This is a genomic window from Psychrobacter sp. H29 (genome assembly GCF_059073055.1).
In genome coordinates this window covers 981,461-1,000,768 of record NZ_JCACRY010000001.1, presented here as the reverse complement: position 1 = coordinate 1,000,768, position 19,308 = coordinate 981,461, and the positions used below count along the sequence as shown (strand labels likewise).

The 19,308-nt window shown below is 44.1% G+C and carries 17 protein-coding genes; 9 read left to right on the top strand and 8 right to left on the bottom strand.

The window, feature by feature from the left end:
• Positions 1-70 precede the first annotated feature (70 nt).
• Together AC5JP1_RS03995 and AC5JP1_RS03990 are read right to left on the bottom strand one after the other, a co-directional pair.
• Entirely contained in the window at positions 71-1,198 is a 1,128-nt protein-coding gene (locus AC5JP1_RS03995; RefSeq protein ID WP_493843225.1) for a zinc-binding dehydrogenase, read from the bottom strand.
• Between the two features lie 131 nt (positions 1,199-1,329).
• On the bottom strand, positions 1,330-2,007 hold the full coding sequence (locus AC5JP1_RS03990) for a glutathione S-transferase family protein (RefSeq protein WP_493843224.1): 678 nt from the start codon (positions 2,005-2,007) through the stop codon (positions 1,330-1,332).
• A 205-nt stretch (positions 2,008-2,212) separates the two neighbouring features.
• Between AC5JP1_RS03990 and AC5JP1_RS03985 the strand changes: the two genes are divergently transcribed.
• Positions 2,213-3,127 (top strand): LysR family transcriptional regulator, encoded by a 915-nt coding sequence (locus AC5JP1_RS03985; RefSeq protein ID WP_493843223.1) that lies wholly within the window; start codon positions 2,213-2,215, stop codon positions 3,125-3,127.
• A gap of 250 nt (positions 3,128-3,377) precedes the next feature.
• Positions 3,378-5,012 carry a TIGR04141 family sporadically distributed protein gene (locus tag AC5JP1_RS03980; protein WP_493843222.1) on the top strand — a complete coding sequence of 545 codons (1,635 nt, stop codon included), beginning with the start codon at positions 3,378-3,380 and terminating at the stop codon, positions 5,010-5,012.
• Between the two features lie 228 nt (positions 5,013-5,240).
• Here the strand turns inward: AC5JP1_RS03980 and AC5JP1_RS03975 are convergent, their stop codons facing one another.
• From AC5JP1_RS03975 to AC5JP1_RS03960, 4 genes are all read right to left on the bottom strand, one after another.
• Entirely contained in the window at positions 5,241-5,426 is a 186-nt protein-coding gene (locus tag AC5JP1_RS03975; protein WP_493843221.1) for a tRNA-dihydrouridine synthase, read from the bottom strand.
• A gap of 69 nt (positions 5,427-5,495) precedes the next feature.
• Positions 5,496-6,341 carry an IclR family transcriptional regulator gene (locus tag AC5JP1_RS03970; RefSeq protein ID WP_493843220.1) on the bottom strand — a complete coding sequence of 282 codons (846 nt, stop codon included), beginning with the start codon at positions 6,339-6,341 and terminating at the stop codon, positions 5,496-5,498.
• 298 nt (positions 6,342-6,639) lie between these two features.
• Positions 6,640-7,890: an MFS transporter gene (locus AC5JP1_RS03965; RefSeq protein ID WP_493844427.1), complete on the bottom strand. Its 1,251-nt coding sequence runs from the start codon at positions 7,888-7,890 to the stop codon at positions 6,640-6,642.
• A gap of 121 nt (positions 7,891-8,011) precedes the next feature.
• Positions 8,012-9,166 (bottom strand): acyl-CoA dehydrogenase family protein, encoded by a 1,155-nt coding sequence (locus AC5JP1_RS03960; protein WP_493843219.1) that lies wholly within the window; start codon positions 9,164-9,166, stop codon positions 8,012-8,014.
• A gap of 373 nt (positions 9,167-9,539) precedes the next feature.
• On the opposite strand from AC5JP1_RS03960, the gene AC5JP1_RS03955 reads away from it, so the two are divergent.
• The 6 genes from AC5JP1_RS03955 (at position 9,540) to AC5JP1_RS03930 (ending at position 16,952) form a co-directional block, all read left to right on the top strand.
• Positions 9,540-10,316 (top strand): enoyl-CoA hydratase, encoded by a 777-nt coding sequence (locus AC5JP1_RS03955; protein WP_493843218.1) that lies wholly within the window; start codon positions 9,540-9,542, stop codon positions 10,314-10,316.
• 74 nt (positions 10,317-10,390) lie between these two features.
• Positions 10,391-11,953, top strand: a complete 1,563-nt coding sequence (locus AC5JP1_RS03950; RefSeq protein ID WP_493843217.1) for a 3-hydroxyacyl-CoA dehydrogenase — start codon at positions 10,391-10,393, stop codon at positions 11,951-11,953.
• A 65-nt stretch (positions 11,954-12,018) separates the two neighbouring features.
• Positions 12,019-13,221 carry a 3-oxoadipyl-CoA thiolase gene (locus AC5JP1_RS03945; RefSeq protein WP_493843216.1) on the top strand — a complete coding sequence of 401 codons (1,203 nt, stop codon included), beginning with the start codon at positions 12,019-12,021 and terminating at the stop codon, positions 13,219-13,221.
• Between the two features lie 168 nt (positions 13,222-13,389).
• A complete protein-coding gene (locus AC5JP1_RS03940; RefSeq protein ID WP_493843215.1) occupies positions 13,390-15,078 on the top strand; it encodes a fatty acid--CoA ligase in 1,689 nt (562 codons plus the stop codon).
• Between the two features lie 167 nt (positions 15,079-15,245).
• Complete coding sequence (locus AC5JP1_RS03935) at positions 15,246-15,725, top strand: acyl-CoA thioesterase (protein ID WP_493843214.1); 480 nt, start codon at positions 15,246-15,248, stop codon at positions 15,723-15,725.
• A 192-nt stretch (positions 15,726-15,917) separates the two neighbouring features.
• The gene (locus AC5JP1_RS03930; RefSeq protein ID WP_493843213.1) at positions 15,918-16,952 is read left to right on the top strand and encodes a hypothetical protein; all 1,035 of its coding nucleotides are present in this window, start codon (positions 15,918-15,920) and stop codon (positions 16,950-16,952) included.
• Positions 16,953-17,101: 149 nt separating this feature from the next.
• On the opposite strand, the gene AC5JP1_RS03925 is transcribed toward AC5JP1_RS03930, so the two are convergent.
• Positions 17,102-18,016 (bottom strand): LysR family transcriptional regulator, encoded by a 915-nt coding sequence (locus AC5JP1_RS03925; protein WP_493843212.1) that lies wholly within the window; start codon positions 18,014-18,016, stop codon positions 17,102-17,104.
• A gap of 153 nt (positions 18,017-18,169) precedes the next feature.
• Between AC5JP1_RS03925 and AC5JP1_RS03920 the strand changes: the two genes are divergently transcribed.
• Entirely contained in the window at positions 18,170-18,460 is a 291-nt protein-coding gene (locus AC5JP1_RS03920) for a glutathione S-transferase family protein (protein ID WP_493843211.1), read from the top strand.
• Positions 18,461-18,476: 16 nt separating this feature from the next.
• On the opposite strand, the gene AC5JP1_RS03915 is transcribed toward AC5JP1_RS03920, so the two are convergent.
• Positions 18,477-18,794 carry a hypothetical protein gene (locus AC5JP1_RS03915; RefSeq protein ID WP_493843210.1) on the bottom strand — a complete coding sequence of 106 codons (318 nt, stop codon included), beginning with the start codon at positions 18,792-18,794 and terminating at the stop codon, positions 18,477-18,479.
• Positions 18,795-19,308 lie beyond the last annotated feature (514 nt).

Genomic DNA, 19,308 nt, shown 5'->3' with positions numbered 1-19,308 from the left:
CACTTTAGGTATATTGTTTCACTCTCTATAGTTAGCAACCTGTTGCTAGGGGCTTAATGTATAGATGTGATTAACCTTGAGGTGTGATCAAGTATTTCTCACCAGTGGCTTGCTTGCCATAAGTAGCGATTGACTTTAATTGCAATGCTTCCTCTAACGTCACTTCATGGGTATAGCTGCTTGCAAACGTGGTGGTGATTTCTTCTGCAACTCTCTGACGCATCGACATAACGGTTTTGGTGCCTAGTTTGCCGAGTGCATTGAATAGTAAGAAACCATTAACACCCCAAGCAAAACCAAAGTTACGATTTAGCGTGATAGGTCCACGGTTAAGAGCGCCATAAATATAGGCTTGTTTGAAGGTGTTTGAGCCGTATACGCTATACTCTTCCACATCGCGAGTGATGGCCGCTTCCATGCAGTTTAGGATATCGCTGGTCAATTGACCGCCGCCCACAGGGTCAAATGAAATAGTAGCCCCTGTTTCGACAATCGCTGCTGTCAAATCTTTTAAGAACGTATCGTTGCTTGAGTTGACCACGTACTTTGCGCCCATATCACGCAGTAGTTTTTCTTGTTCTTCTTTACGCACGATGTTGATTAGGTCGATACCATCTGCCATACAGATACGGTTGAGCATTTGACCTAGACTAGAGGCAGCTGCAGCATGAATGATGGCTTTGTGGCCTTCAGCGCGCATGGTTTCAACCATTGCTAGTGCAGTAAGCGGGTTCACAAAAGAAGACGCACCTTCTTTGGCAGTCGTACCTTCTTTTAACTCAAGGCAGCTTTTCACATTGACGCAGTGGTATTGGCGATAAGTACCGCCACCGATCACAGCAACCATCTTACCCATCAATGCTTGTGCAGCTTCAGATGACCCTGCTGCAACAACGGTACCGGCGCCCTCATTACCTACTGGAGTGTCTTCATTGACACGTGTTTTCAGCGATGGCATGAATTTGGCAGGTATATCGGCAGTAACGACTGGGCTTTGCTCAGTACCTGACTGTACGGCAGTTGACATATCAGCGGCGCTGAACATCACCCCAAAATCAGAAGGGTTCAATGGGGCGGCTTCAATGCGTACAACGACTTCATCTGCACCAGGGGTTGGCATCTCGATATCTTGTAGCGCTAGGGTTAATTTATTGTCATCACTAACGGTCGAGGTCAGTTGGATATTTTTATCAGTCATAAGATTTGCTCCTGCAAATAATTATAGGTATTGGGCCACTTATATTAGTGTGTTGGTTAGGTTTTGAGTGTTGTTTAATCAACGCACTTATTTTAATAGTGGGTGTTTTTGTTGCTCATTACTTTCATACTTTATTTAGCTTGGGTCGCTTGTATCTGAGCTTGTACATGCTGCATAAATTCAGGCATATTTGCCAAACGATCTTTTTCGACAGTCTGGGCAATATCAGACTGAGTCATAGAGGTGCTCCACTCTTTCATGCCAGGGATTTGTGCCAATACGTCCCATTCGAGCTGGCTTGAGGCAAAGGTGTTAACAATAAGGTTCACATAGTGGACGTAGATGTCAGCCATGGTGAACTGCTCGCCTGCAATCCAAGGTGAGAACTGGCACAAGCTATTTAAAGCGCCGATACCGCGCTCCAATACTTGGCGTACTTCAGCTTTGAGTGGCTCAGGTGCTGCAGCACCCGAAAACACATACGGTATGAGTCGGCGACTTGGCAGCTCAAAGTAAAGCTCTGCTATTTTCATAATTTGACGTACCACAGCACGCTCACCAGCATCTGCAGGGTATAGCGGCATATCAGGATGAGTCTCTTCAATAAAATCACAAATCACGCTCGACTCTGAAATATTGAGTCCGTCATCAGTAGTGATGGCTGGTACTTTACCCACGGGGCTGACTGAGAGTAGCTCATCGCTACCAGCGAAGATTAGGTTTTCTTCAAAAGGTATCTGTTTGTACAGTAGGGTATGTTTGACGATGTTGTAATAGTTGCTTGCAGCAAAACCGTGCAAAGTAATCATATGTCATTCTTCCATTATTGACGTGATGGGTTATTTTTAGTCGTGTTTTAATCACGTTTTAGTCGTGACGTTCAAGTTAACCACATTATTACTGGTTTTAACATGGTTATATATAGGATAAAACGTCAATCACTATTGCTTTTAAGACAACAATAGAGCCAAAATACTTGGCTACTCAAGCTTAGATAGTCAATGGAGAAGTTAGTTGGATCAATTACGTGCAATACGATATTTCAGTAAAGTGGTCGAAACAGGGAGCTTTACCAAGGCTGCAAAGGCATTCGACGTACCGCCATCCTCACTATCAAGACGCGTGTCTGATTTGGAAAAGAGTTTGGGCGCGACTCTATTACAGCGTTCGACTCGAATGGTTAAGCTGACCGAAGTGGGGCATGTCTACTATAATGATGTGCAGCATATACTGAACCAACTAGAGCAAAGCAAAGAGACCGTTCGTAGTTACCAAACCACTCCAATGGGGCGCCTGCGTATCAGCTCAATGGTAGGGTTTGGGGAGAGGATACTACTGCCTTTATTGGATGATTTTAGTGCTCTATATCCTCAGATTATATTGGATGTCAGCTTGAGTGACGAGCTATCGGCACTCGGACGTGATGACGTTGATATTGCGATTCGCGGTGGCTACGCGCCAAACGAACGTGTGCTGGCTATCAGGCTTATGGACAATAGCTTTATTCCCGTTGCCTCTCCGAGCTACCTAGAGAAGCATGGTACTCCCAAGCATGTGATGGAACTCAAGAATCATCGTGGCCTGTACTTTAAAGCGCCAAACGGTCCAACACCGTGGCTGTGTCATGTAGATGATCAGTGGCACGATGTCTCAGGGCCTGTGGTTGCGATCTCAAATAATGGACCATGGTTGGCACAAAAAGCCAGTAATGGCGAAGGTATATTAATGTCCACTCGGTGGGCGCTGGCGTCGTATCTTGAGTCAGGCGCACTGCAAGAGCTAACCTTTGAACACAAGTTAGCCATCACTCAGCATTCTGACATGGCGGTTTATCTGCTGTATCAAAAACAGCGCTACCTAGTACCCAAGGTAAAAGCGGCGGTAGATTTTTTGGTTGAAAGAATACAAGTGGCAGGTTTAAATAAATAGCCTAAGTAAAATATTATGATTAGCTAAAAATGTTCGAATATATATGTATTAGTTGTAGTTCTCCAGTAATATAACTAAAAATAGCTTGGTGTGGGATTATAGAGAATACTGTCAAATATATTATCTACATATTTATAAGCTTATTTGTCAGTAGCAATATGAGTAAAAAAATATAGGGCGTTTTGGGATGTCACAGGAAACCAAAATGGGATTTAGGAAAACGTTGTAAATTAGTAAGGAGTTGATTTTAATGGGAGAAAAGAGACCATACTTATACTTAAATGCATTCTTGGCAAAAGAGGAATATGCTTCGCTTAAAGTGTCTGATTTCTTAAAAGAAATATCCCAAGTGAACGCTTATGATCTAGACAGTAAGCATAAGCTTGAAGGAAAGCTGTTCGTAAAAACGCCGGAAGAAAAGAAGCCAAAGTGGAGTGCGTTTACTGAAGAGGTTACAGGCGTTTCACTCGATGAACTTGCTAATCGTTCTAGCTCTGCAGTTCTCATTATAAAAACAGCAAAAACCACAATGGCTTTTACCTTCGGTTATGGTCGTTTCTTGATAGATACAAAATACTTTGTTCATGACTTTGGGATAAAAACTGCACTCAATACGCTCAATCATGACAGCTTACGCAGCGTTGACCTCTTTACGTTGGAAGATCAAGCCGTACAAAAGAAGTCGCAAGCATCGAGGGAATCAACAGTTGGAGTATTTGGTATTGATATTTCCAGAGATGTTTTGCGAGCTATTACTGGATCACCAAAAAGTAACGTGAACTTAAAAAATATTTCAGGCGGTGATTCTGTATACTCCTTTGCTATAGATATTGATGTCGATGAAATATCGGGCTTGGCAGACTTGCTTTCTAACTATTATAGCAACGAATCATACAAAAATGGATTTTCATGGGTTGACAATATTAGGAAAGTTAAAGAAAACTCAGAAATCAATAGACTAGACAAAAAGCTGCTTGAAAAAATTAAACTAAAGAGTTCAGACATAATAATAACTCTTCCTGAGATTGTTCAATGGGATATGATCTATGGGTTTAGCTTTACTCGATCTAAGTGTTCAGTAAAGCCAATAATTGAGACAAACGATTATTTTGACAGTTTAGATATTGCATCGGTTTCAATTAATTCAATCAAACGGGATAAATTGTTCGTATACGATGTTCACGAAAATGAATCTTCATACAAAATATATAAATGTATTTATTTTGAAAACAAAGAAGTAAATAACACTTATATATTGTTCGCGGGTTTGTGGTACGAAATTGATAATAGTTTTATATCCAGAATTGATGCTGTTCTTGCTCAAATAAACATATCAAACTTGGTTTTCCCCAAGATTTATGTATGGGAAGAAAAAAAAGATGAGCAGCTAAAATCGAAAATTGAAACTGAAGGCGATTACAATGAAAGGGTTGCTAATGATTATTCTTACCACTTGCTTGATAAGAAGCTGATAAAAAGTAATAAGACAACTTCATCTATTGAACTTTGCGATTTGATGACCGATAACAAACAGTTTATTCATGTAAAGCATAGAAAAGGAGGCTCAGCCGGTTTAAGCCACTTGTTCGCTCAAGGTAGCGTTTCTGCTGAGATATTACTTGGTGACAAAGAGTTCAGGAAAAAAGCACGAACAGTTTTGAAAAAAGTGAGCAGCGGATTGCAAGATAGCGTATCGCTTGACAATTTCAAAAGTGATGGAGTCGAAGTCGTCTTCTTAATTTTAGGTGAGGATTCAGCAAGCTTAAAGAGTAACTTACCATTCTTTAGCAAAGTTAATTTATCGAAGACATTTGAAAATCTTTCTCAAAGGGGGTTTAAAGTAACTATTTCAGGCGTTGATAAAGAGCTAAAACCTCATACGTAAAAGTTACTGCACTACTTGAACAGCATGAGTCTTTATTTTCCTTCCAATTATTCAAAATAGTTTAACCTAGCGTTTTAACTACTTCTAAGCTAAAAAATACTCGCTAACGGTTCTAATTATTACGACAAGGCTCAATGGGTTGTAACCAATTGAGTCGATATACCTATACAGTTATCCTATCGGAGACGGCTTACCATGCGGGCCTGAGCGCAGATACTGTTTAGGCGCTTATACTATTGTACTAAACCCTGCCGCCGTATGCCAAGGCGGGTCATACAATATACCGTGTGCCAATGCAACCGCGCCCGCTTGCTGCTCGGTGATGATGCTTTGTGCTTGCTTGGTTTCAGTAATTAAGCCCACTGCGATGACGGGTATATTGACGGCTTCCTTTACTGCAGTTGCAAAAGACACTTGAAAGCTCGCTGCTACAGAGATTTGCTGCTATGGGCTAGGTACTGCGGTGCTCACATTTAAATGATGCTAACTAATATACAAATTACTCTCAATCATATTTTTCATATGCAGCAGGCGAGGGGCAATGTCTTCTTCTAGCTTGGTGCGACTCAGGATAAAACTGGGCGCGCCGCAGTTAAAGGTGAGTAAGCCTTCCGTCGGATGCATCAGCGCAATAGCCACCGCGTTGACATCCTTTTGCCATTCACTAATCGAAAAACAATAGCCGTACTCTTCGTAATCTTGAAAGGCTTTATCTAATCCTCGTCTGATTTTGAGCCAATCATCCTTGTACTTGCTACGTATAGCATTCAAGATAAATTCTTGCTCAGCAGGTGGCATACTGGCTAGGCAGGCTCGCCCCATTGAGCTTAAATGAATAGGCAGATAAGAGCCGACGTTGCGCTGCATGGTGGTGCTACCAGCACCTTGGACCACATTGAGATAGACCATCATCAGACGATCGCGGGTCGCCATGGCAACAGCGCTATTGGCGTAATCTGCCAACTCTTCCATATAGGGGGTGGCAAGGTTATTGATAGAGATGTTGGTCATCATCGTATAACCAAAACCAAGTACACCTGTTGAGAGCTGATACTTACTGCTATTGGTAGACTGTTTTAGATAGCCTAATTTGACTAAGGTGTAAGTCAGACGAGTGATGGTCCCTTTGGGCAGTCCTGTCAGCTGGCTTAAGTCTTGATTGCCCAGATAAGGACGCTGCGGCGTAAAACAGCGTAGTAGCTCTAATCCTCGAGCGAGCGCGGTGACAAACTGTCTGTCGTTTTTGTCGCGCATCTCTGCAATGGGCTCTAACAGTTCGATATGCATCGCAGTGTTAGCATCTTCATTGGCAAGGGTATCATTCGTCATATGCAGTCTACTATTCCCAATTAAGTCCATATAAACATCATAAGTTTCACTACCTAGGGCAACTATGAGCCAATACAAGAGCTTATATTGACTCGTGCAATGGCTAATAGTATCAGCCTGTAGCCACGTGCTTAGGACAGTCTATCCATTCAATTATACTATAATAAGTTATCATTGAACGCTCAGCATAGCACGATATGTATAGATTGTTTCGCTATGCGGTATGAGCGGTAGCGACATAAGCTACTAAAAGGGGTTACTAAAGGTACTCCTACACTCAACTATACTCAACGTGCGCCTACGCTTGTTGCGGGTCGTACTGCTTTTCTTTGATGAATAGCGTTGGGATAAGACCACATAAGAAGTAAGCACCTGCCATTAATAGCAGACCTGCACCGATAGAGTTGTGCATTGCCATATAACCAATCGCAACAGGGGCAATCACAGAACCCAAGCGACCGATATTGAACGCACCACCAATGGCCGTACCGCGAATAGCAGTAGGGAAGCTTTCGGTCAAATAAGTGGCGTTGATCGCATAAGGAATACCATATAAGAAACCAAAGGTGATCATGAGCCAACCAATGTTTTCTGGGGTATGCATATAGACCAATATCGGGATAAACAATGCGGTACCCATAGTGCCAAAGGCAAAGACGATTTTGCGACCGATCTTATCTGCCATATATCCTGCGACTACTTTGGCAAACATCATGGTCAAGTATGTACCCGCCATATATAGCGCCATTTCTTTAAACTTAATCCCAAGCTCGGTCTCTAGGTAAGAGGGCAGCCAATTGCTTACGCCAAAATAACCGAACAGCAACAGCCCTGAGCTCATCGACCATAGAATAAACATGATACGGTGTTTTGGGTTGTCTAATATCGCCTTGTAGGGGTTCTCGGCTTTTTTAAGTGGATCTTGTGCGCCGCTCAACTTCAACGCTCGAGCGTCCTTCCAAGATTGAGGTTCAGGAACCAGAAAGTACATCGCAACGGCGAGAATAATAGGTAAAAAAGTCAAAAGATATAATGTGCGCCAACCATAACTGGGGATGATCCAAGCGGATACACTGGTGATAACCAATGAGCCTAAAGTAAAGCCAGTCATCAAGGCGGCAAGGACGGTAGTACGATGCTTGGTAGGTACCATCTCTGACATCAGTGTATTGGTAGCGATATAAAGACTGCCCAGACCCAAGCAAGCAAAGGTTCGTAAGGCTATAAACTGCTCGTAGCTCTGCACCATGCCACTAAACCCAGACAGTATAGAGAACATCCCAGTAGCCAGAACAATCACCCGTACTCGACCAAACCGGTCGCAAGCCCAGCCACCAAAAAATCCACCGATAGCCATACCAAATAGAGACCAACTGCCAAGCGCCCCTGCCTGTACATTGGTCAATGCAAACTCCAGTTTTAGGCTGGATAAAGTAAAGGAGAGAATACCAATATCAGCCCCATCACATAACAGAACCAAAAAACAAAATACAAAGGCCAGTTTCCAAGGTTGTTTTTGGACAGCGCTTGCGCTTGGGTCTGACGTCATAACAGCACTTTTCACAATGTATATCCTTATCGTTGTGAGAACAAAAGAGTAATGAAGTACAAAAAAAGACGGTACCGGCATCCTAGCCAATACCGCGATACATCCTAATGCTCAATCAAGACTACTCGCTGGCTTCTTTGATCATGTTGCGAGCGATGATAACTTGCTGTATCTGAGTGGTACCTTCATACAAACGATAGAGACGCACATCACGATAAAAACGCTCGATTCCGTAGTCAGCGATATAGCCTGCGCCGCCATGGATTTGTACGGCTCTATCAGCCACGCGGCCACACATCTCGGTGGCAAACATCTTGGCACACGACGATTCGGTGACGACGTCTTTACCCTCATCGCGCAGACGTGAGGCATCTAATACCATAGAACGCGCCGCATATATCTCTGCTTTTGAGTCAGCAAGCATGCCTTGGATCAGCTGAAAACTGGCAATCGGTTGACCAAACTGTTTGCGATCGACGGCATAGTGTAGGGCATCGTCTAACATACGAGTGGCAGCGCCAGTACTGGCAGCGGCAATATGTAGGCGCCCTTTATCGAGCACTTTCATGGCGGTCTTAAACCCAACACCTTCAATACCGCCAATTAGCGCGTCTGCTGGCACAACACAATTATCAAAGATCACATCGCAGGTATGCGCGCCTTTTTGCCCCATTTTTTTATCGATTTTACCCAAGGTAATACCAGGTGTGTCACTCTCAACGATAAATGCTGAAATCCCGCCAGAACGTTTGTTTTGTGGATCTGTGCGTGCCATGACGGTAAATATGCCAGCCTGCGGGGCGTTGGTGATATAGCGCTTGGTACCGTTGATGATATAGGTATCGCCATCTTTTATAGCAGTCGTCTTCAGTGACGCCGCATCTGAGCCTGACTCAGGTTCGGTCAAGCAGAACGAACCGATAATTTCACCGCTGGCCAACCTGGGTAAGTATTTCTGCTTTTGCGCTTCAGTACCGTCGATTACCAGCCCAGATGAGCCGATACCGTTATTGGTCCCTATTAATGAACGAAACGCAGGGGAGGTGCGACCCAGCTCAAACGCCAACGTGACCTCTTCTTCCATCGTGACGCCCAGTCCGCCGTACTCTTCAGGAATAGTCAGTCCAAAAAGCCCCAACTCGCGCATCTGCTCAATAATCTCTTCTGGGAGACGATCGTTCTCTGCCACCCAGTGCTCTAATGGAACGAGCTGATCGTTTACGAAGTTACGAATGGTTTGGGTAATGTGGTCGAGGGTTTCTTTATCTCTAATCATGTGAATCTTCCTTGTTTGGTTAACCGCTACTCTTAGTAGTGGTTTTATAAGCGTCCTGAGTGTTTAAAATCTTAGATTTTAATAAACAATATGATTAATACTGAACAACAATCTAATTGTCTTGGGTAAACAGCATAATTGATGATTTATTAAATTACAATAGTTTTGGTTTAAAAAACCGCAATGCGGTTTTAAATTTAATAATTTGTATCCAATACCAAATACTTATTTCTAAATTTAAGTAGTTTTCACTTTACAAATTAAAATAAACGCTATATTTTGGTATTAAATATCGCTGTGCGGTATTAAGTGTTTAGAATAAGTAGCCTTTATTATTGTTTATAAAACAAACAAATGTAGAAAAGAGGTAGTCATGGAAGAGTCACTCATTATTTGTGAAAAACAAGGAGAGGGAGTGAGTGTCATCACACTAAATCGCCCCAAAGTACGCAATGCGCTAAACAGCGAGCTACGCCAGCAAATGGCAGAGCTGTTCATTCAATTAAATGAGGATCCAGAAACCAAAGCGATTGTGCTAACAGGTGGTGATAAGGTGTTTGCCGCAGGTGCTGACATCAATGATTTTTTAACGGCTAAGACAGTCGATGTGTACTTACGTCGTAGTGAGCGATATTGGCGTGCGATTACTGATTGCCAAAAGCCGATTATCGCCGCGGTGAACGGCTATGCGCTTGGCGGTGGCTGTGAGCTTGCCATGCATGCTGACATTATTGTGGCAGGACAGTCTGCCAAGTTTGGACAGCCCGAGATTAAAATAGGACTTATGCCAGGTGCAGGCGGCACTCAGCGATTGTTTCGTGCTATTGGCAAACACAAAGCCATGAAGATGATACTGACAGGGGACATGATTGGCGCTGATGAAGCTGACCAAATGGGATTGGTATCTGAAGTGGTCGCAGACGACAATACGCTCACCCGTGCGATTGAGATTGCTAAGCAGCTGGCAGGTTATTCGCCTATTGCATTGACTCAGATTAAAGAAGTATCGATGCTCGGTCCCGACATGCCTTTAGATAGTGCGCTGGCGTTAGAGCGTAAGGCATTTCAAATCCTATTTGACACTCATGATCAAAAAGAAGGTGCCAAAGCCTTTTTGGAGAAGCGTCCTGCAGAGTATAAAGGCTATTAAACGCCATCACGCTCCTTATTTCTTTTGAGGTCCACGCCGACCAAATCCTATCGTAAATTATATAGAGAGTTATTATGACCGTGAATACACTTGCCATTGTTGGCACTGGCATCATGGGCATGGGGATTGCCCAAATTGCCGCTCAAGCGGGTATCCAAGTCCATTTATATGACGCCAAGGCAGGCGCGGCTGAGCAAGGGCGAGCGTCACTACAAGCCGTGCTCGAAAAGCTCACCGCCAAAGGAAAATTCAGCGATGATGAGCTACAGTCGATGTTAAGCAACTTAACCGTCGTCCAAGAATTGAGTCAGATTGCTAGCGCTGAAATAGTGGTAGAAGCCATTATCGAAAACTTAGACATCAAAAAACAGCTGTTTGCCCAGTTAGAAGAGGTTGTTAATACCGATGCTATTTTGGCGACCAATACCTCATCGCTATCTGTCACAGCAATTGCCGCTGACTGTGACCATCCAGAGCGCGTGGTCGGTTTTCATTTCTTTAACCCAGTGCCACTGATGAAAATCGTGGAGATTATTCCAGGAATATCCACGCAGCATTCAGTTGTTGAGGTTTTGACCGATTTGGCCAAACGCATGGGGCATCTGGGTGTGGTCGCAAAAGACACACCAGGATTTATCGTCAATCATGCAGGCCGAGCGTATGGTACCGAATCCTTAAAAATACTGGGCGAGGGTGTCGCAAATTTTGAGCAAATCGACCGTATCTTGCGTGATGGCGCTGGGTTTCGTATGGGTCCGTTTGAGCTGATGGATCTGACTGGCGTTGACGTGTCGCACCCTGTGATGGAGTCGATCTATGAGCAGTACTACCAAGAAGCGCGCTACCGTCCGCATTCACTAACCCGTCAGATGCTGACAGGCAAAAAGCTCGGCCGTAAAGTTGGCGAGGGGTTCTACCACTACGAAAACGGTCAAAAGGTTTCAGTGGATAGCGCTCAAAATCAATCGTCCAAAGTACTAGCATCTGATGCCACCATCACCTCAGTTTGGATTGGGGCTGATTTGGTAGAAGATAAAACACAGCTGGTCGACTATCTAAATAATCGTGGTGTCCTGATTGATAACAACGACAAGCCGAGTCCTGATAGTTTGGTGCTGCTCGCCATCTACGGAGAGGATACGACCAACGCGGCGATTCGCTATCAGGTCGATCCCAAGCAAGCGGTTGCCGTCGATATGCTCACCGAGCTTACTAAGCATCGTACGTTGATGCCAAGCCTTGTGACACAAGAGCAGTTTGTGGCACAAGCTTATGCGTTATTCAGTAAAGGCTTAGATAATAACGTCGCAGCGCAGGATGTGGGTAGTGCCACGCTGATTGCTGAGAGTACAGGTTTTGTGGCGCAGCGTGTGGTTGCGATGGTGATCAATCTTGGCTGTGATATCGCGATGCAAGGAATTGCCACGCCAGAGGATATCGATAATGCTGTCAAGCTTGGGCTAGGTTATCCGTATGGTCCTATCTCTTGGGGCGATCACCTTGGTGCCTCGCGTATATTGCTTATTTTAGAGCGTATCTATGCGCTTACAGGTGATCCGCGTTACCGCCCAAGCCCTTGGTTGCAACGCCGTGCCAAACTAGCTGTATCATTGTTTACTCAGCAAACCACCTATTAATACGAACGACAAAGTATTGTCGCCAAACCATTATTTAGAGTTAAAAAATACGACAAGGAAACGTTATGTTAGATGCTTATATTTATGACGGATTAAGAAGCCCATTTGGTCGCTATGTTGGCGCATTAGCAACCGTGCGCCCTGATGATCTCGTTGCTGCAGTCATGAAAGCGTTGGTCGAAAAGCATCAGTTGTCTAGTGATGTTTTTGATGAAGTGTTGCTAGGCAGTGCCAACCAAGCTGGCGAGGACTCTCGCAATATCGCACGTAACGCGGCTCTATTAGCAGGATTAGATGTCACAACGCCAGGTCAGACCGTCAATCGTCTATGTGCGTCAGGTCTGTCTACTGTGGTCGATGCTGCACGCAGTATCACGTGTCATGAAGGGGACATTATATTAGCAGGTGGCGTCGAATCCATGACGCGTGCGCCCTTCGTCTTTGCAAAGACAGAAAAGCCCTTTAGCCGTGACTTTAAGGTATTTGATACGACTATCGGTAGCCGGTTTCCCAACCCAAAGATTATTGAGAATTTCGGTAGCGATACCATGCCGCAGACGGGTGACAACGTCGCGCAAAAGTATGGCATTACGCGCGAGGAAGCCGATAAATTTGCAGCCGCATCACAAGCCAAATACCAAGCTGCCAAACAAGCAGGGTTCTTTGACGATGAGATAACGCCTATCACCGCCCGCCAAGGTAAAAAATTGCCCGAAAAAGTCGTTACAGATGATGAGCATCCTCGTGCCAGCTCTGATATTGCAGCGCTAAAAAAGCTTAAACCCTTAAATGAAAATGGTGTTGTTACGGCAGGTAATGCGTCTGGTATCAATGATGGTGCTGCTGCGCTCATCATCGGCTCAAAACAAGCAGAAGAAAAGCTAGGCTTCAAACCGATTGCCAAGATCTTATCATCAGGGGCGATGGGTGTTGAACCTAATATTATGGGTGTGGGTCCTGTTGAAGCGATTAAGCTGGCGCTAAAACGTGCGGATTTAACCCTTGATGATATGTCTGTCATTGAGATCAATGAGGCTTTTGCTTCACAGGTACTGGGTTGTCTAAAAGGGTTGGATATTGATTTTGATGATAAACGCGTTAACCCCAATGGCGGCGCTATCGCGGTCGGTCATCCGCTGGGCGCATCTGGTGCACGGATCGCTTTGAGTGCCGCTCGAGAGCTACAGCGTACGGGCGGTAAATACGCAGTGGTTAGCTTGTGCATTGGCATCGGGCAAGGACTTGCCATGGTGATAGAGCGCGTCTGATATCAAAAGCGCGCACACCGAATTATTGATTATAGTTGGTTTAGCTTAAAAGAGAGACAAGGCCACCGAGCGCAGATGACTATGTGATACTTCAAGTGAGGGCAGCACGGTAACTCTTTTATAGAGGATTGACTATATCAAGGACTATTCAATATCAAGGAAGACATTATGACAACCATACTCAACCAACACGATAACTACCATCAAGCCGAAGACGCGTATGGTTTCCCGTTAATTATTAAACAGCTGCTCAACCGTGCCAAAATCGCTTCTACCAACCAAACCATCAGCTATGCGGACAAAGTCACTTATACTTATGCTGAGTTTTTTAAGCGTATCAATCGCTTGGCCAATGTGCTAAAAAACATGGGCTTGCAGGCAGGTGATGTGGTCGCGGTCATGGATTGGGACAGTCATCGTTATCTTGAGGCGTATTTTGCCGTACCGATGTCGGGTATGATTTTACAGACCGTCAATGTGCGTCTGTCTGAAGAAAAAGTGCTGTACACCGTCAACCATGCTGCCCCAAAAGCATTGCTGTTAAATGCTGAATTTGCACCAATGATCAAAGACTATCGTGACGATGCGCCTTCTATTGAGCATGTGATGTGGGCTGATGATGCAGAGGATGACAAAACAAGTGGTGAGAAAGCAGCGCTGCCTGACTATGTCGATGGTGAGTACGAGGCGCTGTTGGCAGCCGCTAGTGATGAATTTGATTTTCCAGATTTTGATGAAAACACCATCGCCACTACGTTCTACACCAGTGGCACCACAGGTGATCCAAAAGGGGTTTTCTTCACCCATCGTCAGATTGTACTACAGACGATGGCAAGCACACTGGCATCAGCGCTCAATGCTGAAGGTCAAGGCGCTCGCTATAACGATGTCTATATGCCGATGACGCCTTTATTCCATGTCCATGCATGGTGCTGGCCGTATGGCGCTACCATGATCGGGTTAAAACAAGTATATCCAGGACGGTATCTGGCACCAAAATTGGTCGATTTGATTGAGGACCATAAGGTCACGCTGTCACATGGCGTCCCTGCAATACTGCAAATGCTCCTCAAAGAAATGGCAGAACGCGGTCGCAAATTTGAGAATCTAAAACTACTGCTAGGTGGCTCAAAGCTCAATGAAGGCTTGGCCAAAGCTGCTATCGAGTGCGGTATCGAGTTTATGTCAGGGTTTGGGATGTCAGAATCATGCCCTGTGCTGTCTCGAGCGGTATTTGATGACAAGACCGAGTCGATGAGCTTAGAAGACAATCTCAATTATCGCTGTCTATCAGGTTCGCCAATTATGCTGGTATCGATGGAGATCTGGGACGAAAACGGACAACCTCAACCAATGGATGGCAAATCGACGGGCGAGCTTGTGATACGCGCGCCGTGGCTGACCCAAAGCTATTTCAAAAACCCCGATGCAGGTAATGAGCTGTGGAAAGGTGGCTGGATGCATACGCAGGATATTGCTTGTATGACCGCTGATGGTACGCTCAGCATTACCGATAGGCTAAAGGACGTCATCAAGTCAGGCGGTGAGTGGGTGTCCTCGCTTGAGGTCGAAACAATTCTCTCTTTTCATCCGAGCGTCGCTGATATCGCAGTGATTGGTGTTCCAGATGAGCGTTGGGGCGAGCGTCCTCTCGCATTGGTCGTGCTAAAGCCAGATTATATCGATACAACATCGACAGATATTTTGGCACTGGGTCATCAAGCGGTTGATAGAGGTCATTTGCCAAAATATGGCGTCCCAAGCGAAGTAAAGTTTTTGTCAGAAATGCCAAAAACTAGCGTTGGAAAACTTGATAAAAAACGCATGCGCTCGATGTACTCAGAACATTTAATCTAACCGAACAACCTTATTACCATCATAGTGACCCTAATAATAGAAAAAACTATATCTCCCTAGTGTCTGACTAAATGCTAGGGACAGGGAAGGTGTGTGTGAGCCACGAGCACCCTGAGTCACATTCATCATCTATATAACAGGATCTGTCTAATAAAAAGAGAAAAATTATGGAAGCTGCACCAACGTTCTCAGAAATACAAAAGATTGTCACAAGCAATGACAATCACCCTTTGCATGACTTTACGGTTATCTATCCTCAGCAAGTGGAATGGGGTGATATGGATTCCTTTGGTCATGTCAATAATGTGGTTTATTACGAATATGCTCAAAACGCTCGTATTTATTACAACAGGCGATTGGGTTTGTTTAACGAACAGACATCTTCGGTGATGGCAGCCTCGTCATGTCGATACCTCAAATCGGTTGCTTATCCTGATGAATTATGGATTGGCGTCAAGGTCAAAAAAATCGGTAACTCAAGTTTGATTCACGAATATACCTATTATAGTAAGGCGCTTGAGACAGTCGTTGCAATCGGTGAGTCAGTACTGGTCTATCTCGATAAAGTGAGCGGACAAAAAAAGCCAATTGATGAGTCGCAAAAAGAGGCGATAGCGGCATTAGAGAATATTGACCAAGAAGCATAACGCCCAATACGTCGATCACATCGTGATTGTTTTTGTGAAGAGAAGCCAACCTTTATATAAAAAGATAATGCAGCGCAGAAACACTAATGATAGCGACGGAGCTGATAGTGACGAGGCTAATGGTAACGGAGCGAAAAACGTCACAGCAATTTGGATTGATAAGGATATCAACATAAAACAGGGAATGGATGAATGATGCTTTTTACAAAGAGGCTATCTGTAGGTTTGGCTATAGCGGCAACATGTGCCTCTGCACAAGCGATAGATATTGTGACGACGGGTGATACCACGTTGAGTATCGGTGGTTATATAAAAGCAGAAGGATTGTTTAACTCTCCTGATGACGAAGATTCGGAGTTTAAGGGAAACTTACGCCAGTCACGCATTAATATTAAGACAACTAAGTCGGTGGATGATAAAAAACTAACTGGGTTTATCGAAGGTGATTTTTATGGCGATTATGCCAAGGGGGGATCGAACCTACGCTTACGTCATGCTTATATTCAAGTGGATGATCTGACAGTGGGTAAAACGTGGAATGGTCAGTTCTTGGCAGTCGCGCCACTCTCCACCGAGCAGCTTGACTTTTGGGGTACAGGTATCGGTACAGCCTCAGGTGGCGGCTCATATATTCGTCCAGATTTGACGGTGCATTATACTTATAAGGGACTGCGTTTTACCGCCCAAGATCCTGTCTATGACGATGCCAGCCTGCCTGATATGGTGGTCAGCTACAAAGATAAGATAGCTGATTTTGATTATAATGTGGCGGTGACCGCTCGCGAAGCTGAGAATGGAGACGATTCGGATGTGGGCGTTGGTGTGTCCTTAGCAGGCAAGTTGGCTTTGGGAGAGCATTCGCTTCATGGTAGTGTGTTTAATGGTAAAGGCATGGGTGCCTATTCTGCCGTCTGTGTTGGTGGGCCTCTTATTATGAATGGCGGTGCTGATTGTGATGCCGAAAATGGTAAGCTGATCTCACAAACGGGCTATAGCGTCGGCTATAAGCATCAATTTACTCAAAAGCTGCGTGGTAATTTGCGTTATGGGGAGGTCAATGTCGAGGATGCGGCAGACACCTCTGCTAGTGTCAAAAGCGCCAATCTCATCTATGAGTACCTACCAGATTTGGATTTGGGTATTGAGTGGAGAAATCAAGACGTCACGACCTTTCCGTGGATGCCAGCAGGTCAGCAAATTGAAATAATGGCCAAATACGAGTTTTAAGAGTGATGAATTGAGAGGTGCGCTGTTTTTAATGACATTTATAATCTAGCTGATGATAAACTTATCATGTTGCTAAGCGCATTAAAAAACACCCCAGACATTTATCAATGCATGGGGTGTTTTGTTTGGTGAGGGGAGCTAATAGCTATCTATAAATGCTGTATCGGTTCATCCCAATAGGGCGGTGAACCGTAATATCCTTCGATAAAATCAATAAAACATCTGATTTTGTGTGGCAATAGCTTTCTATGAGCATACACCGCATACAATCCCAACGTCTCAGGCTCGTAATCAGGCAACACCATCATCAGATCCCCTTTACTCAGTGCTTCACTCGCAATAAACGTGGGCTGCAATGCTATTCCAGCGCCAGCCACTGCAGCATTGACAAGCAAATCTCCATTGTTGCTGGTTAGCTCCGAGCTGGGCTGATTGCTGGTATGTAGACACTGATAAATATCTTCTTTGCCGTATTTTTCCATATAACTGTAATGCAAATAACGATGGTTTTTTAGATCTTCAGGTTTGCTAGGCACGCCATACTTTTTGAGATAGTCAGGGGCTGCGCACAAGATGACGCGGATAGGCGCAACTTGCTTGGCAATCAGCGATGAGCTTTTGAGCTGACCGATACGCAGTGCCACATCAAACCCTTCCTCAACGATATCCACTTTGCGATCGTTCAGTTGCAAGTCGACATTAACCAAAGGGTAAAGTGCCTGAAAGTCCGTGACCAATTGTGCCATGTGTTTGAGGGCAAAGGACACAGGCGCGCTTATTCTTAACGTGCCTTTTGGGTTTTGCTGCAGCCCACCTAACTTGGACTCCATATCATCGATACTGAGTAATACTTGCTGTGCATGCTCAAAGTAATGAGTCCCTGCTTCAGTCAAGCTAACCTGACGGGTAGTGCGGTTCAGCAAACGTATACCCAGTCGCTCTTCTAACTTTGACACATATTTGCTCACCAGCTGCGGCGACAGCTGCATGGCTGTGGCGGCATTACTAAAACTGCCCTCAGTCACTACTGATACAAATGCCCGCATCGCATCAATTCTATCCATAATTTGGACTTTCCTTCCAGCGATTATCAACACTCTATTGTCAGTTATCTTACGCTGTTGCTTGCCTCATAGTAAAGCGCGTCATCGAACCGGAAGCATTTTCTTTTATTGAAAAATCAGGTTTAACCCATTACCAGCTATCTAAAATAAATAATGACTCAGACTAAATATCGACAGCAGGGCAAAGCGTTGTTATGGAAGTCAGAAGTATTATTGGCTAAGAATACGTATCTACTAGGTAATAGCGTGACTGTTACTGATATCGGTATCATGCCGTTCGTGCGCCCATTTGCTCATGTAGATTATGATATCTTTTATAGTTTGCCTTATTCGAAATTTCAGCTATGGCTACAACACTGGTTGGTGCATCCATTACTTATAAAAGCCATGACACAGTTTCAGCCATGGCAGGAAGGGGATGCGGTAGTGGGTTTTCCTATCTAATAGCTATAGACGTCACTTAGCTATGTTTTCTGCTCTGTTCAACCTTACTATCTATGTGTTTTGTTTTACTGTCATGCTGAGATTTTTGCTTAGCCTTTAGTGCTGCTTTCTGCTGAGCTGCTTTTTGTTTAGCCTTTAATACTGCTTGTTGTTTGGCTTTGAGTTCGGCATTATATTTTGCTTTTTGCTTAGCTTCTATTGTATTTTTCTGTTTTTGGGTTAAATGATTTGTGTCTTGTTGAGGAGCAGCATTCGCTGGACCAATAGCAGCAAAGCAAGTAGACAAAGCAATTAGTGAGCTGATAGCAATATTTTTTAAGTTGATGTTTTTCATAGTAGGGTCCTTTTAAGCTCATTATAAGTATGAGTAATTGTTAAGTGATTAAAAATATATAAATAGAACGTCGCTCTATTGCATAAGTAGATAATAGCGAGTTGTAGTGTTACGTACTTTTATGAAAGTTAAAGAAAGGTGACTTTTCCATCAATCACTCAGCCATTGATACCATTGTAAGTGCCTTGTGCTAACGGCAGGCAAGTTAGCAATACTCTAGAGACGATGCTTACTCAACATCATAAATTCGTTTTTTCACTAGAACCTTAATACATTTTGGGAAGCTTGTTAGTCGCGATATTAATCGATTGTATTATCCATGGATTATGATACGAATAACGTATGCTGTTATGGCAACAAGGTAAATGACTGACAATACGCTATCTAATACGTATTCGGCACATCATCTAAAGGTGACTCAGACAGAGTGTTGATAACGAGGTAAGGTTTCTGCAATTTTTGGAAGGGTACCAACTGATGGTACTTAAATTTGTTTTAATGTATTTAATCAGTC